The 14248-nt window shown below is 66.6% G+C and carries 14 protein-coding genes; 5 read left to right on the top strand and 9 right to left on the bottom strand.

Features of this window, described 5'->3' with window-relative positions:
• Positions 1-245 precede the first annotated feature (245 nt).
• A complete protein-coding gene (locus tag FBY28_RS26290) occupies positions 246-374 on the bottom strand; it encodes a hypothetical protein (RefSeq protein WP_286178385.1) in 129 nt (42 codons plus the stop codon).
• Here FBY28_RS26290 and FBY28_RS22545 point away from each other — a divergent pair.
• A complete protein-coding gene (locus FBY28_RS22545) occupies positions 373-1242 on the top strand; it encodes an EspK C-terminal domain-containing protein (protein WP_216847900.1) in 870 nt (289 codons plus the stop codon). The two genes, FBY28_RS26290 and FBY28_RS22545, sit on opposite strands and share 2 nt — an antisense overlap.
• Before the next feature lie 287 nt (positions 1243-1529).
• On the top strand, positions 1530-2465 hold the full coding sequence (locus FBY28_RS22540; RefSeq protein ID WP_524912034.1) for an ESX-1 system-associated protein: 936 nt from the start codon (positions 1530-1532) through the stop codon (positions 2463-2465).
• Positions 2466-3718: 1253 nt separating this feature from the next.
• Here FBY28_RS22540 and FBY28_RS26285 read toward each other — a convergent pair.
• On the bottom strand, positions 3719-3847 hold the full coding sequence (locus tag FBY28_RS26285) for a hypothetical protein (protein WP_268817304.1): 129 nt from the start codon (positions 3845-3847) through the stop codon (positions 3719-3721).
• Here FBY28_RS26285 and FBY28_RS22535 point away from each other — a divergent pair.
• Complete coding sequence (locus FBY28_RS22535; protein WP_141869453.1) at positions 3846-4784, top strand: EspK C-terminal domain-containing protein; 939 nt, start codon at positions 3846-3848, stop codon at positions 4782-4784. The two genes, FBY28_RS26285 and FBY28_RS22535, sit on opposite strands and share 2 nt — an antisense overlap.
• A gap of 86 nt (positions 4785-4870) precedes the next feature.
• Here the strand turns inward: FBY28_RS22535 and FBY28_RS22530 are convergent, their stop codons facing one another.
• Genes FBY28_RS22530 through FBY28_RS22515 form a run of 4 tightly spaced genes read right to left on the bottom strand, consistent with a single transcriptional unit; the run spans position 4871 to position 9940 of the window.
• Positions 4871-5581 carry a hypothetical protein gene (locus FBY28_RS22530; RefSeq protein WP_141869452.1) on the bottom strand — a complete coding sequence of 237 codons (711 nt, stop codon included), beginning with the start codon at positions 5579-5581 and terminating at the stop codon, positions 4871-4873.
• Between the two features lie 60 nt (positions 5582-5641).
• A complete protein-coding gene (gene smc, locus FBY28_RS22525) occupies positions 5642-9229 on the bottom strand; it encodes a chromosome segregation protein SMC (protein ID WP_141869451.1) in 3588 nt (1195 codons plus the stop codon).
• A gap of 26 nt (positions 9230-9255) precedes the next feature.
• A complete protein-coding gene (locus FBY28_RS22520) occupies positions 9256-9540 on the bottom strand; it encodes an acylphosphatase (protein WP_141869450.1) in 285 nt (94 codons plus the stop codon).
• Positions 9524-9940, bottom strand: coding sequence for an OsmC family protein (locus tag FBY28_RS22515; protein WP_141869449.1), 417 nt, complete (start codon positions 9938-9940; stop codon positions 9524-9526). The genes FBY28_RS22520 and FBY28_RS22515 overlap by 17 nt, the downstream gene beginning before the upstream one ends.
• 111 nt (positions 9941-10051) lie before the next feature.
• Between FBY28_RS22515 and FBY28_RS22510 the strand changes: the two genes are divergently transcribed.
• Positions 10052-10681 carry an Rv0361 family membrane protein gene (locus FBY28_RS22510; RefSeq protein WP_141869448.1) on the top strand — a complete coding sequence of 210 codons (630 nt, stop codon included), beginning with the start codon at positions 10052-10054 and terminating at the stop codon, positions 10679-10681.
• Here FBY28_RS22510 and mutM read toward each other — a convergent pair.
• Genes mutM through FBY28_RS22495 form a run of 3 tightly spaced genes read right to left on the bottom strand, consistent with a single transcriptional unit; the run spans position 10668 to position 12781 of the window.
• Positions 10668-11537, bottom strand: a complete 870-nt coding sequence (mutM, locus tag FBY28_RS22505) for a bifunctional DNA-formamidopyrimidine glycosylase/DNA-(apurinic or apyrimidinic site) lyase (protein ID WP_141869447.1) — start codon at positions 11535-11537, stop codon at positions 10668-10670. The genes FBY28_RS22510 and mutM overlap by 14 nt on opposite strands.
• Positions 11521-12237: a ribonuclease III gene (gene rnc, locus FBY28_RS22500; protein ID WP_141869446.1), complete on the bottom strand. Its 717-nt coding sequence runs from the start codon at positions 12235-12237 to the stop codon at positions 11521-11523. Before rnc ends, mutM begins: the two co-directional genes overlap by 17 nt.
• Complete coding sequence (locus FBY28_RS22495; protein WP_141869445.1) at positions 12227-12781, bottom strand: YceD family protein; 555 nt, start codon at positions 12779-12781, stop codon at positions 12227-12229. The genes rnc and FBY28_RS22495 overlap by 11 nt, the downstream gene beginning before the upstream one ends.
• Before the next feature lie 199 nt (positions 12782-12980).
• On the opposite strand from FBY28_RS22495, the gene FBY28_RS22490 reads away from it, so the two are divergent.
• A complete protein-coding gene (locus FBY28_RS22490) occupies positions 12981-14147 on the top strand; it encodes an LLM class flavin-dependent oxidoreductase (RefSeq protein ID WP_174241709.1) in 1167 nt (388 codons plus the stop codon).
• Positions 14148-14248: the final 101 nt, after the last annotated feature.

The following is a 14248-nucleotide window of genomic DNA, read 5'->3' as shown; positions in this document are numbered from 1 at the left end:
CAGCGGTGGCGGTTCCAGTTCCGGCGGGGTCTGTCCGGTGGAGCCTCCGGCGGCAGCCCCCAAGCCCCCGCAGCCTCGGCCGGCAGCGGCGCGGGTTCTGGTGCCGCGCCAGTCAATACGCCCCAGCAGGACTTCCAAAAGGGTTTCAGCGATATCACCAAGGCCGCCGGCTCGACGCAGCCCCCGCTGACCCAAGCACCGTTGGGACAGCCGACCCCAGCACCCGCAACACCGGCACCCGCGGTCTACCAGGCACCCGACACATCCAGTGCAACCTCGCCGGCGGCCGCGGTCAACCACACCGGTGGACCCGTCGCACCCAGCGCTCCCGCACCCGCGGCACCCGCCGCGCCCCCGGCCGGCGCCCCGCCCATGCCACTGGCGCCCCCATCGACACCGGCTCCGGCCGCACCGGTCGCACCCGCGGCCGGATCCGTCGGTCCCGCCATCGCACCGACCTCGACCAGCCAAGGCGCCGCGGGCGCGGCGGCCGCCCCGGTCCCGATCTCGGCCGCGCGCGCCGAACGCGATGCCATTGCCGCCGCAGCAACCGCAGGAGCCCTGCGCCGCAAGGGAAACAATCCACGCCAACTGGCCCGGCACATTGCCGCCGCGCTCAACGTCGACATCACCGACCCCAGCCTGTTCTGGATCGCCGGCGTCACAGGCGACGGTCAAATCCTGGTCGCCAACAACTACGGGCTCGCCTACATCCCCGAGCACGTCCAACTGCCCCCACAGGTCAAGATGGTCTCCGGCGACGAATCCATCCCCGCCTCCACCCGAGGCACCTGGGCCACCTATCCCCTGCTCGCCCTGCAGGAATGGGCACGCCACCACAACCTCACCCTGCAAGCCGTCATCGGCACCGAAGCAAACCTCAAAGGCTTCGACCTCGGCGCCGCCCGCGACATCCTCACCCCGGAAGACATGCCCGACACCGGAAAGATGCAGGGCCGCAGTTCAGGGCTATGGGGTCCCCTCGGCGCTGCGGAAAATGTCGCTACACCTGGAATGCGAAAGCAGTGCGCTGACACGATGCCTGATGACACCGCCACTCGCGAAGCGATGGCAAACGGATTTCATCAGAAGCCGCCGCCACACGGCGATGCGATCCCTGGTTGGCCCGCCACGGTGAAGCGACAAAGCACAAAGGCACGGACGCTGACGAATCCAGTAGGTGCTGACCGAGCCTCGTCCTGCGGGAAAGAAGTGCACGTGACGCACTGCGCCTCGGCTTAAACTGAGGAACGGGCCAGGGTGGCTAGCATCGGTTCGGTGAGACTCGACAGCGATGGGGGTGGATTCGTGACGGCGCGCGATTCTCAGAGGTGGCGCCAGTGACGAATCCCCCGCCGCCCGGTTGGGAACCTCCTCACGCAGGTCCTCAACATCCTTTTGGTCAGCAACCGCAGCATGAGTTTGGACGTACACCTGTACCACCTGGGTGGCCACAGCCGCCAGCTCCATCCACGAACAACGGTCTGAAATGGTCGCTAATAACTGTCGCAATACTGCTGGTCATCGCCATGTCAGTTGGCGCCACGCTGCTGTTCACCCGCGACAGCAACGCTGACCACACCCCGAATGGAGCCGATACTGCCGCCAACGGCTTCGCGAGTATCCGAGACTCCGGGCCAGTTCGGGTCATAACGGAGGATCCGTCGTGCGCACCGTCGCGTCCAATCCTTGACACTTTGTCGAAGGAGGAAAGCCAGGGATGGCACACCCGAGACCCATCAATCCCAGCTTCATCCTGGACGGCAACGGAACGGGCAACTCATGAAGCGGTAGCCGCCGCCATGCGTCGCGCAGCAGATCAGTCCGTCGCGCTTGCCAAGATGACGACGAATCGTGTTATGCGCGAACTGTATGAGCAATCCATAGCTTACTGGCGCGCATACGCGGATAGTGTTCCTACTTACACGCCAATCGACAACGAGCTAGCTAGGGTAGCGACTGCATCATCAAGCGCAATTGTTGCGATATGCGCAGCAGTAAACAACCGCTCTGCAGCCGCGCGCAGCCCACTCGTGAAGCAAGCTGCGCCGCCGTCGATTCCGAGCGAACCACTTGCGACTGAGAATCCGGCCATCTTCATGGATTCTGAAGCGAACAGCGAGTGCGACGAATGGAAGGACAGATTAGATCAGTTCGATGTCGACGCAGCCAGTTGGTTCAGCTTGGATGCCAATATCCCGGCGAGCGAGTGGACACCCGAGCAGCGAAGTTCGATGGAACACATTGCTTCAGTTATGTCCAAGTACGCAGAGGATCTGGAACGCATAGGCAAGGACAGTGGCGACGCGATATTTGATGACTTCGCTAATCTCGCGGGACAATATTGGCGCGCTTTTGCGGAAGCCATCCCCTCGTATACGACCGATGATAGCTATCTATCAAGCGCAGCGTCTCAGGCTGGCTTCATTTTGTACAACGCCTGCGCCTACTCGGACGGCAAATAGTTGACCTTCGCCAGGCCTACAGGCAACTACGCCGACCAAATGACCAGCGATGGCGGATGGCCCGACGTTGACGAGCAGGATTACCTGAACCGTGCGGAGGCTCTCGGTGAAATACTACGGGGGCTTTCACACAGCACCGATCTATGGTCGCGCGAGGGAAGCGAGCTATCTGCCGGCGTAGTTTGGTACGGAACTGGCGCTTCCGCTGGTTCCGATGCCGTACAAGGCCGAATTCGGTCAATGACTCGGACCCAATATGATCTAGCGCGTGCAATAGCCTGGATGAACTTTATATATGGCGTGGTTCTAACAACTAAAATCTCCATTTTTGATCGCGTTATTACCGCCCAGAGCCAGATTGCAGCGCTGGACGGTGCTGATCTAAGACCTGAAGTCCGACAAAAAAGAATAGATGAGATAGTAAATAGAACACGCGAAGAAAACATTGCGGCTGTCGCCTCAGCAGCGGCCGAATCTAAGTATTCGAGTTGGAATCTCACGGACGAGCAGATCAGAGCTGGCCTCGAGGGACTTTCACGGAACAACGCATCTGCGCCAGTCACGGCGTCATCAAATGCGGCTGCCGGACGCGAGCCCGCTAGCAACACTAGATCAAATTTCGTGAATCAGGGAGGTCCAGCGGCGGCGCCGCAGAAGGCCGGGCAACAATCTAGCAGCATGCTTTCTCCTCCAAACGAACAGTCTCAAGGCTCCCCCCCATCCGAACAGTCACAATCCGCGGGGCAGCCACAGCCTGTAGCGAATCAAAGCGGATTCACTGCTCCGCCTCCACCTGAAGACACGCCGACGCCGACGCCGGCACCCGCGCCGCAACCTGTCTCCGCTCAGGGCAACATCACAGCGCCGTCCGCGGGTCCGCCTACGCCAGCTGGCATAGGCGGAACTCCTGGTACTTCGACTGGAATCAGTACTACGGCCCCAGTCGTAGGCCCTCGTGGCACCTCAGGATCTATGCCTAGTTCGACAGGCAGCGGTTCGTCATCCGGCGGCGGCGTGGGCAGCGGGGGTGCTTCAGGCGCGGGTGGTGGAGCCTCCGGCGGCAGCCCCCAAGCCCCCGCAGCCTCGGCCGGCAGCGGCGCGGGTTCTGGTGCCGCGCCAGTCAATACGCCCCAGCAGGACTTCCAAAAGGGTTTCAGCGATATCACCAAGGCCGCCGGCTCGACGCAGCCCCCGCTGACCCAAGCACCGTTGGGACAGCCGACCCCAGCACCCGCAACACCGGCACCCGCGGTCTACCAGGCACCCGACACATCCAGTGCAACCTCGCCGGCGGCCGCGGTCAACCACACCGGTGGACCCGTCGCACCCAGCGCTCCCGCACCCGCGGCACCCGCCGCGCCCCCGACCGGAGCTCCGCCCATGCCATTGGCGCCCCCATCGACGCCGGCTCCTGCCGCACCGGTCGCACCCGCAGCCGGATCCGTCGGCCCCGCCATCGCACCGACCTCGACCAGCCAAGGCGCCGCGGGCGCGGCGGCTGCCCCGGTCCCGATCTCGGCCGCGCGCGCCGAACGCGATGCCATTGCCGCCGCAGCGACCGCAGGAGCCCTGCGCCGCAAGGGAAACAATCCACGCCAACTGGCCCGGCACATTGCCGCCGCGCTCAACGTCGACATCACCGACCCCAGCCTGTTCTGGATCGCCGGCGTCACCGGCGACGGTCAAATCCTGGTCGCCAACAACTACGGGCTCGCCTACATCCCCGAGCACGTCCAACTGCCCCCACAGGTCAAGATGGTCTCCGCCGACGAATCCATCCCCGCCTCCACCCGAGGCACCTGGGCCACCTATCCCCTGCTCGCCCTGCAGGAATGGGCACGCCACCACAACCTCACCCTGCAAGCCGTCATCGGCACCGAAGCAAACCTCAAAGGCTTCGACCTCGGCGCCGCCCGCGACATCCTCACCCCGGAAGACATGCCCGACACCGGAAAGATGCAGGGCCGCAGCCGACTTGAAGTCATAGCTCCAGCTGTCGCCACCAAACTGGCCACGGTGGGACCGGCCGGGCTGGCCGAACTCCTTCCGCCCACCCCCGCCGACGCCACCCCACCGCCGGACAACCGGATCAACCTGCTGCTCGAAGTGTGCAAGCCGCTACTGAGCGCCAACCCCGACCGCGCCGGCGCCCACCTGAAAGCGATGATCACCTACGCCGACCACCTGCAAGCCGTCGCCCTGCATAAGGCCCAGACAGCGCTCGACCCCGAACTCCAACGCGCCGCTATCACCGACTGGATTTATTGGCAGCACATCAGCGTGCTCACCACCGACGCCCTACCGGCAATGGTCAGCTGAACCCCGTAGTACTACAGGCAGTACCAGTACTACGAGTAGTACTACGTTTGCGGAGGCATTGTCACCGGGCCTGCCGACAGCGCGCCCTAAAGATTGATCGTCGCGTTGTCTTCAGCGGCACGCGACGGCTTGTCGACTGGAGCACGCTCACCGCGCTCGCCCGCTTCCGAACGCTCTTCGGGCTTCGACTCGCCGTCCTTTGATTCCTTGTCGGAGAACTGCTCGACGATCTGCTGAACCTGCTCCCCCACCTGCTGGGCACCCTGCATGGCCGACTGAGGCAACGACGCCACCATCCCACCGACCTGCTGGGGAATCTGCGCGGCCTGCTGGGCCATCTGCATGGGCATTCCGAGCATGCCGCCCACCTGCCCCATTCCGCCGGCGCCAGAAGCACCAGCGGCTCCCGCGGCACCGGCCGCAGACGCCGGAACAGCGGCACCAGCGGACCCGGAAGCCGCGGCGCCACCTGCGGCGCCGCCACCGGCACCCGCAGCGCCGGCAGATGGCGTGATCGCCTCTTCGATCTTGCTCTTGAGGTGCGCATCGCCTTGGCCGTACCGGCGGGCCGCCTCGATCACCGACTCGGCCGTGCCGGTCGCCGCCGTCTTCAGCGGGGGCAATCCCTCGATGATGGGCCCTTCGGCCTTCGGGATATCGGCGGCCAACGCCTGGGAAAGCGCATCGGACCCGAACGACGGGGTGAACGGCTCGGGCGCATCCGGCAAACTCTGCGCCGCGGCGAGCAGCCGCTCACCCGCAGCGTTCAGCAGTTCGGCGTCAACTTTCAGATCCATCGGGCCACCTCCAACCCCAAAAACCCTACCGGAGCCCCTGACCCCGGGCGCACACCAAAATCAGCCGGTCCCCACCAGGTCCTGACCACGCATCCGCTGCGAGATCACCTGGGTGATGCCGTCGCCCTGCATGGTGACCCCGTAGAGCGCATCGGCGATCTCCATCGTCGGCTTCTGATGCGTGATCACGATCAGCTGCGACTTCTCCCGCAATTGCTCGAACAGGCCGAGCAACCGCCGCAGGTTGACATCGTCGAGGGCAGCCTCGACCTCGTCCATGATGTAGAACGGCGACGGCCTGGCCCGGAAGATCGCGACCAGCATCGCCACAGCGGTCAGCGACTTCTCGCCACCGGACAACAGCGACAACCGCTTGACCTTCTTGCCGGGCGGACGAGCCTCCACCTCGATACCGGTGGTCAGCATGTCGTCGGGGTTGGTCAGCAGCAGCCGTCCCTCACCACCGGGGAACAGCGAGGCGAACACCTGGGTGAACTCACGCTCCACATCGGCATAGGCATCGGCGAACACCGTCAAGATGCGCTCATCGACATCGGCGATGACGTCCATCAGATCCTTGCGGGCAGCCTTGACGTCCTCCAGCTGCGTGGACAGGAAATTGTAGCGCTCTTCCAACGCCGCGAACTCCTCCAGTGCAAGCGGATTCACCCTGCCCAGCTCCGAGAGCTCCCGCTCGGCTTTCTTCGCCCGGCGCTCCTGGGTGGGCCGGTCGAACGGCATAGGTGCCGGCGCGGTGACCTGTTCCCCGCGCTCGCGTGCCTGCTCGTACTCGGCCATCTCCAACTCGGTCGGCGGCAGCGGCACATCCGGCCCGTACTCGGCGATCAAATCCGCTGCGGCCAAACCGAACTGCTCCAGCGCCTGCTGTTCGAGCTGCTCGATGCGCAGCGCCGCTTGGGCCTTGGCGACCTCATCGCGGTGCAACGAATCGGTCAGCGCGGTCAGCCGCGCGCCCAGTTCGGTGACCTCGGTGCGCACCCGGCTCAACGCCTCGGCCTGCGCACTCCGTTCGACGGCAAACTGGTCGCGAGTCCGCGACGCCAACGCCACCGCAGACGCCAGCCGAGCGGCGACCGTACGACCGGCATCGGCGACAGCCGCGGCCACCGTCGCCGCATGCTCGCGCGCCTCCCGGGCCCGCGCCGCGCGCAACCGGGACTCGCGCTCGGCGGCAGCAGATCGACGCAACGAATCCGCCCGGCCCCGGACGGCATTGGCGCGTTCCTCGGCGGTGCGCACGGCAAGCCGCGCCTCCACCTCGGTCGCGCGGGCGGCCTCGGCCGCCATGGTGAACTCCTGGCGCTCGTCGGAGTCGTCGACCTCGAACATCGGCGTCTGCTGCGCGTTGTGCAGGCGGGATTCCAGCTCGGTGAGCTCCTGCACGGTGGCGGCGCGACCGGTCTCCAACTCATCGCGCTGCTTGAGCAGCCGCTGCCACTCGGCGTCGGCGTTGCGCGACTCCTGCCCCAGGCGGCCCAGCTGTTCATAGACCGACGAGATCGCCGCATCCGACTCGTTGAGCGCGGCCAGTGCCTGTTCGGCGGCATCCTGGCGAGCCGCCTGTTCTTCCTTGGCACCGGCCAGCGCGGCCGCGAGCTCGCCGGCCTGGCGCTCGGCCGCTTCCAGTTCGGTGCGTGCCTTTTCGATCTCGGAGGCGATCTCCAGTGTGGACACCTTGCGATCGGAACCGCCGCTGACCCAGCCGGCGCCGACCAGGTCTCCCTCGCGGGTGACCGCCTGCAGGTGCGGCCGTGCCGCCACCAGATCCAGTGCCGCGGAAAGCTCGTCGACCACGACCACGCCGGACAGCAGCGCTGCGGTGGCGCCCCGCAACCGTTCCGGCGCCTCGACCAGATCGACCGCCCACTGCGCACCGTCCGGCAAAACCTCGTCATCACGACTGCCGTGTGCCTGCCAGTCTCCCAACAGGATTGCCGCGCGCCCGCCGTCGGCCTCCTTCAGCGCGGCGACCGCTGCGCGCGCGGTGCCGACGTTGTCGGCGGCCAGTGCATCCGCGGCAGGCCCCAACACCGTGGCCACCGCAACCTCGTAGCCCGCACGTACCCGAAGCAACTTCGCGACCGAACCGAAGAGGCCTGCGTCCGAGTGGTTTTCGAGCAGCCAGGCCGCGCCGTCCTTACGCTCCAAGCCCACCGACAGCGCGTCGATGCGGGCCTTCAGCGACACTGCGGAACGCTCGGCACTGCGTTCGGCAGCCTGCAATTCGGCCACCCGTTCGTCGGCAACACGCAATGCGGAGACCGACCGATCATGCTGATCGTCGAGCCCCACCTCACCCTCGTCGAGCTCACCGACGCGGGCCTGGACCGTCTCGAACTCGGCCTGCGCCTTCTGCACGCGTGCCGCGGCTTCCTCGATGCGGGCGACCAACGTCGCGATCGTCTCATCGGTCGACTCGACCCGGGCACGCAGTGTGTCGACCTGTCCGGCCAGCCGGGCCAGCCCCTCGCGGCGGTCGGCCTCGGCGCGCGCCGCCGCCCGATGTGCACGTTCGGCCTCGGCGGCCAGGTTCTCCCGCTCGGAGAGTTCGGCGCGGGCGTACTCCAGGGTCTCCCGCGCCGCTTCCAGCTCGGCCAGCAGCTCCTGCTCCATCTCGGCGATCTGATCGGCCTCGGCCTCCAGCGCGTCGGGGTCCCGGCCGGAGTCGACCTCCGGCTCGGCGTCGAGCAACTGGGTGCGCTCGGTGGCGATACGCACCGTGGCGCTGACCCGCTCGGCCAGCGCCGACAACCGGAACCAGGTCTGCTGGGCAGCCTCGGCCCGCTCGGTCAGCTCGGCCACGGCACTCTCGTGGGCAGCCAGTTCGACGGTCGCGACCTCAAGACGCGACGTCACCTCGTTGTGCTCGCGACGCAGCGTGGTCTCGGCTTGGTTGGTGTCGTTGAACTCGGTCTGGCGGCGCAGCAGGTCATCGGCGGCCAGTCGCAGCCGGGCGTCGCGCAGATCGGCCTGGATGGTCTGGGCCCGGCGCGCCATCTCGGCCTGGCGCCCCAGCGGCTTCAGCTGGCGGCGGAGCTCGGTGGTCAGGTCGGTCAATCGGGCCAGGTTGGCCTGCATCGAGTCGAGCTTGCGGACGGCCTTCTCTTTGCGTTTGCGGTGCTTGAGCACCCCGGCGGCTTCCTCGATGAACGCGCGCCGATCCTCCGGCCGCGATTCCAGGATCTCCGAGAGCTTGCCCTGGCCGACGATGACGTGCATCTCGCGGCCGATACCGGAGTCGGAGAGCAATTCCTGCACATCGGCGAGCCGGCAGCGACTGCCGTTGATCTCATACTCGCCGGCGCCGTCGCGGAACATCCGACGGGTGATCGAGACCTCGGAGTACTCGATGGGCAGCGCGTTATCGGCGTTGTCGATGGTCAGCGTCACCTCGGCGCGGCCCAGCGGCGCCCGCGAGGACGTCCCGGCGAAGATGACGTCCTCCATCTTGCCGCCGCGCAGCGTTTTGGCGCCCTGCTCGCCCATAACCCAGGTCAGGGCGTCGACGACATTTGATTTACCCGAGCCGTTGGGGCCGACCACGCAGGTGATGCCCGGTTCGAAGCGAAGAGTCGTCGACGCAGCGAAGGACTTGAAGCCCTTCAGCGTCAGACTCTTGAGATGCATGCCGAGTTACCCTACCGGCGGGGCGATCAGCGTTCGCTGAAGCCCGTGATCGGGTCGCCCACCTCGGCCCAGTCGGCCACCACATTGTCGACGGTTCCCGGCGTGCCGCCGGACTGCAACAGGTCCAGCAGGCGCTGACAGTCCTCCCTGGCGCCCTGGGCGACCACGTGCACCCGCCCGTCGGGGCGGTTGGACGCGTACCCGGTCAGCCCCAGTTCGAGTGCCCGCGCGCGGGTCCACCACCGGAAGCCGACGCCCTGCACGTGACCGTGCACCCAGGCGTTGAGCCGGACGTCAGGACCGGCCGACATCGGTCACCGCCAGCGTCACCTCGGTGCCCGCCTTCAGGGTGTTCCCGACGGTGCACACCTTGTCGATGGAGCGCCGCACGATCGTCAGCAGTCGAGCGCGTTCGTCCTCGGTCAGGCTGGAGAGGTCGACTTCGATACGTTCCTCCAGGTGCGGGTAGACCTCACGCTCGCGGTCGGCGGCACCGGAGACCTTGATGGTGGCCTGGTAGTCGTCACCGAGGCGGGTACGCAGCGGATGGTCACTGCTCATACCGCTGCAGGCGGCCAGCGCGATCTTGAGCAGCTCGCCAGGGGTGAACACACCCTCGACGTCCTCGGAACCCACCAGCACCTCGGCCCCGCGGCTGCTCCGTCCCGTGTAACGGCGAACGCCGGTCCGCTCAACCCACAATTCCGTCATCGTCTACCTGATCTCCTCGTATCCGACTGGTATCCGCCGGCGAGTGTACGGACGCCGACATGGTTGCCACGGGAGTTAGTGTTGAAAGACACCAGCTGAGGAGCCATCGCAGTGACGCAATACCCCCCGCCGCAGCCGGGGCCGCCCGGCCCGTGGGGCCCGCCGGGGCCGCCGAACACCCAGCCGCCGACCTTCGAATATCCGGAATATCCGGGCTACGGCGGGCAGCCCTACGGGTATGGCATTCCGCCGCAGGGCTACCCGTCTCCCTATCCCCCGCCTCCCCCACCGCCGCGCGCGAAGAACAAGACCGCGTGGTGGATCGCCGGCGGTGTCCTGAGCGTCGTGCTGATTGCCGCATTGGTGATCGGCGGGGTGTACCTGGTGCGCGGCGGTGGTGACATCCTGGTCTCCAGCGACGAAGCCGAGATCACGCAGCTGGTCGAGGATTTCAGCGCGGCGGGCAACACCGGGAAGTTCTCGGAGTTGGGACAGTACTTCTGCGCCAACGAAGCGGCGATGTTCGGCGCACTCGGCGAGCTCGGTCAGATTCTGGAGGGAATCGAGATCCCGCAGACCGCGCCGACCACCGATATGAAGGCAACCGACATCAAGGTCAAGGGTGACGTCGCATCGGCGACAGTGGAGCCCGGCGGCTCGTTCGAGACCGCCTACTTCCGCAAGGAGAACGGCCAGTGGAAGGTGTGCATGTCCGCGGCGGTGGAGTTCAACCAGCGCTAGCGGTATGCCGGACCCGCGGCCGCGGTTGGCATTTCGGGCAATAGAACGACGAGCGGTTCATGAACTTGTCCCGCTGCATCGGCGCACCGCAGCGCCGGCACGGTTCGTCCAACCGACCGTAGGCCTCCAACGATCGGTCGAAGTACCCGGATTCACCGTTGACGTTGACATACAACGAATCGAACGACGTGCCGCCCTGGCCGAGGGCTCCGGTCATCACCTCGGTGGCCGCATCCAGGATCTCGGCGAGCTGCCGGCGCGTCAGCGCCGAGGCCAACCGGGCACCGTTGACCTTGGCCCGCCACAGCGCCTCGTCGGCGTAGATGTTGCCGATCCCGGACACCACCGTCTGGTCGAGCAGCTGGCGCTTGATCTCGGAATGCTTGCGCCGCAACAACGTGACGACGCCGTCGCGGTCGAAGGCCGGGTCCAGCGGATCCCTGGCGATGTGCGCGACCGGTTCGGGGATCTCGGTGCCGTCGATGGTCACCAGGTCGGCCAGCATCCAGCCACCGAAGGTGCGTTGGTCGACGAAGTTCATCGAGCTGCCGTCGGCGAACGTGGTGGCGATGCGCAGGTGGGAGGGATTGGGCACCTCGCCGATGAGCATCTGCCCGCTCATCCCCAGGTGCACGACGATGGCCTCACCGCTGCTCACGGTCAACCACAGGTACTTGCCCCGGCGTCCGGTGCCGGTGATCTGCGTGCCGCGCAGCCGCGCGGTCAGGTCGAGAGACCCGGCAAGATGCCGTCGGGCGGCACGCGGGTGCAGCACCTGCACGTCGGCGATGGTCCGGCCCAGCACGTGCGCGTCGAGTCCGCGCCGCACCACCTCGACCTCAGGAAGTTCCGGCACCGTCGGTCTCGTCGCTTCCCGCGGCGTCCAGCGTGCTCCATGCCGCCGCCGCCGCTTTGAGCTCGGCTTCCTTCTTCGTCCGGCCGATGCCCCGGCCGTACTCGCGCTCGGCCACGGTCACCACCGCGGTGAATTCCTTGTCGTGGTCGGGTCCCTGCGCCGTGACGGTGTAGGTGGGCGGTCCGAGACCGCGCGCCACCGTGAGTTCCTGCAGGCTGGACTTCCAGTCCAGGCCCGCGCCCAGCGTGGGTGCGGTGTCGAGCAATTCGTTGAACAACCGCAGGATCACCTCGCGCGCGGTGACGGTGCCGAATTCGAGATAGATTGCGCCCAAAAGCGATTCGACGCCGTCGGCCAGAATGCTCGACTTGTCGGCACCGCCCGAGCTCTCTTCACCCTTGCCAAGCAGCAGATGCCGGCCCAGACCGAGCTTGCGTCCCACATCGGCCAGCGCCTGGGTGTTGACGATGCTGGCGCGCAGCTTGGCCAGGTCACCCTCGGGCCGGTCGGGATGGCGATGGTAGAGCTCTTCGGTGATGGTCAGGCCGAGTACCGCGTCGCCGAGAAACTCCAGGCGCTCATTGGTGGGCAGCCCGCCGTTCTCGTAGGAGTAGCTGCGATGGGTGAGCGCGATGGTGAGCAGATCGGCAGGCAGCCGCACGCCCAGCGCCTCGCTCAGCGCCTCGTGCTCAGCTGTCACTGCTGTCTCCGGCCTCGTCGCGCAGTGCGGCGAGTTTTGCCCAGCGCGGATCGATCTTGTCGTGCTGGTGTCCGGGCTCGGCCGAGGCGAGCACGATGCCGCAGTCCGGGCACAGCCCCGCGCAGTCCTCACGGCACAGCGGGGTGAACGGCAGGACCAGTCCGACGGCGTCGACGACCGCCTGCTCGATGTCCACCCGGTCATCGACGACGCGCCCCACCTCGTCTTCCTCGGTGGTCTCCTCGGTCGCGCTGCCCGGGTAGGCGAACAGTTCGGTCAGGTCGATGCTCACATCGCCGGTGACGGGCTCCAGGCAGCGGACGCATTCACCCTCGGTGGGCGCGGAGACCGTTCCGGTCACCAGGGCACCTTCGGATACCGACTCGATGCGCAGATCGAGTTCCAGCGGGGCACCCTGCTCGATCCGGATCAGGTCCAAACCGATACGGGACGGTGCGGGCACCGTCTCGTGGACCTCCATGAGCGAGCCCGGTCGACGACCCAGGCGCGAGATGTCGATCGCAAGCGGACTCTTGGCGGACATGGCTCTAGATTCTACGTGGGGCCCATACCGCTGACCCGGGGGCCGATCCCGGATCACCCAGATTTTTATGTCTCGGGCCGCGCCGTGCCCGGTGAGACAGGTCGCGCGGCCACGCACCAGCGCTTGAGTGCCCACGGTTCCCCGATCCGGCGTCGATACTCGACGACACGAGATCCTCGGCTGCGTAAGGACTGATTTTGTGACCGTGAAGTTGCACTGGTTTCTGCCCACCTACGGCGACAGCCGACTGATCGTCGGGGGTGGTCATGGCACCCCGGCCGGGTCCGCGAGCGGTGATCGGGATGCCTCGATCGACTACCTGGCCTCGATCGTGCGGGCAGCCGAGCGCTTCGACTTCACCGGCGCACTCATCCCGACCGGGGCATGGTGCGAGGACGCGTTCATCACCGCCGCCTTGCTGGCCCGTGAGACGACATCACTGGCCTTCCTGGTCGCGTTCCGGCCCGGGTTGGTCAGCCCGACCTTGTCGGCTCAGATGGCGGCCACCTTCGCCCGGCATGCCCCGGGACGGATTCTGCTCAATGTCGTGGTGGGCGGCGAGGCGCACGAGCAGCGTTCCTTCGGCGACCATCTGGACAAGGATGCGCGCTACCACCGGGCCGACGAGTTCCTCGACGTGGTGCGCCGGCTGTGGGCCGGCGAGACCGTCACCCGCAAGGGCACCCATATCGATGTCGAGGAGGCGGCGCTGGCGCTGCCGCCGAACCCGATCCCCCCGTTGTACTTCGGCGGCAGCTCCCGAGCCGCCGGGCCGGTCGCCGCGCGTCACGCCGATGTGTACCTCACCTGGGGTGAGCCACCGGCGGCGGTGGCCGAGAAGATCGCCTGGATTCGCGCCGAAGCCGAGAAGGAGGGCCGGAAGCTCCGCTTCGGAATCCGGTTGCACACCATCTCCCGTGACACCTCCGCAGAGGCGTGGGCCCAGGCCGACAAACTGATCGCCGCGCTCGACGAGGAGACGGTGGCGGCCGCGCAGGCCGGTTTGGCCCGCAGCCAGTCCGAGGGCCAGAAGCGGATGCTGGCCTTGCACGAAAGCAATCGGGTCAACGGAACCTGGAGTGATGCAAGGAGTCTGGAGATCGCACCGAACCTGTGGTCGGGTGTGGGCCTGGTCCGCGGCGGGGCCGGAACGGCACTGGTGGGCAGCCACACCGAGGTGGCCGAGCGCATCGCCGAGTACGCCGCCATCGGCATCGACGAATTCATCTTCTCCGGTTACCCGCATCTGGAGGAGCTGTTCTGGTTCGGTGAGGGAGTAGTGCCGATCCTGCGTCGGCGGGGTTTGTTCAATTCCGGCTCCGACGAGGCGCCCAGTGTGGCGATTCCGTTTGTCGGCGCGCGCTGAAAGACGGCCACGCACGCTGAAAGACACGGTTCGGCAAGCCCTAACGCCGGCGTAATCTCGCCGAAATCCTCCGATGGTTTCCTCTCATCAGACCGAGTTTC

This window comes from Arthrobacter sp. SLBN-53, from assembly GCF_006715585.1.
Lineage (GTDB): Bacteria > Actinomycetota > Actinomycetes > Mycobacteriales > Mycobacteriaceae > Mycobacterium > Mycobacterium neoaurum_A.
Note: the sequence above shows the minus strand (reverse complement) of the source record. Positions and strands in the feature narration are given on the sequence as shown.

Bases quoted from the DNA above. Each gene is read 5' to 3' on its own strand.
- FBY28_RS22540 (WP_524912034.1), top strand. From the start codon at position 1,530: ATGTCAGTTGGCGCCACGCTGCTGTTCACCCGCGACAGCAACGCTGAC.
- FBY28_RS26290 (WP_286178385.1), bottom strand. From the start codon at position 374: ATGGGCGGGGCGCCGGCCGGGGGCGCGGCGGGTGCCGCGGGTGCGGGA.
- FBY28_RS22535 (WP_141869453.1), top strand. From the start codon at position 3,846: ATGCCATTGGCGCCCCCATCGACGCCGGCTCCTGCCGCACCGGTCGCA.
- FBY28_RS22495 (WP_141869445.1), bottom strand. From the start codon at position 12,781: ATGTCCGCCAAGAGTCCGCTTGCGATCGACATCTCGCGCCTGGGTCGT.
- FBY28_RS22515 (WP_141869449.1), bottom strand. From the start codon at position 9,940: ATGACGGAATTGTGGGTTGAGCGGACCGGCGTTCGCCGTTACACGGGA.
- FBY28_RS22520 (WP_141869450.1), bottom strand. From the start codon at position 9,540: ATGTCGGCCGGTCCTGACGTCCGGCTCAACGCCTGGGTGCACGGTCAC.
- FBY28_RS22545 (WP_216847900.1), top strand. From the start codon at position 373: ATGCCACTGGCGCCCCCATCGACACCGGCTCCGGCCGCACCGGTCGCA.
- FBY28_RS22530 (WP_141869452.1), bottom strand. From the start codon at position 5,581: ATGGATCTGAAAGTTGACGCCGAACTGCTGAACGCTGCGGGTGAGCGG.
- FBY28_RS26285 (WP_268817304.1), bottom strand. From the start codon at position 3,847: ATGGGCGGAGCTCCGGTCGGGGGCGCGGCGGGTGCCGCGGGTGCGGGA.
- smc (WP_141869451.1), bottom strand. From the start codon at position 9,229: ATGCATCTCAAGAGTCTGACGCTGAAGGGCTTCAAGTCCTTCGCTGCG.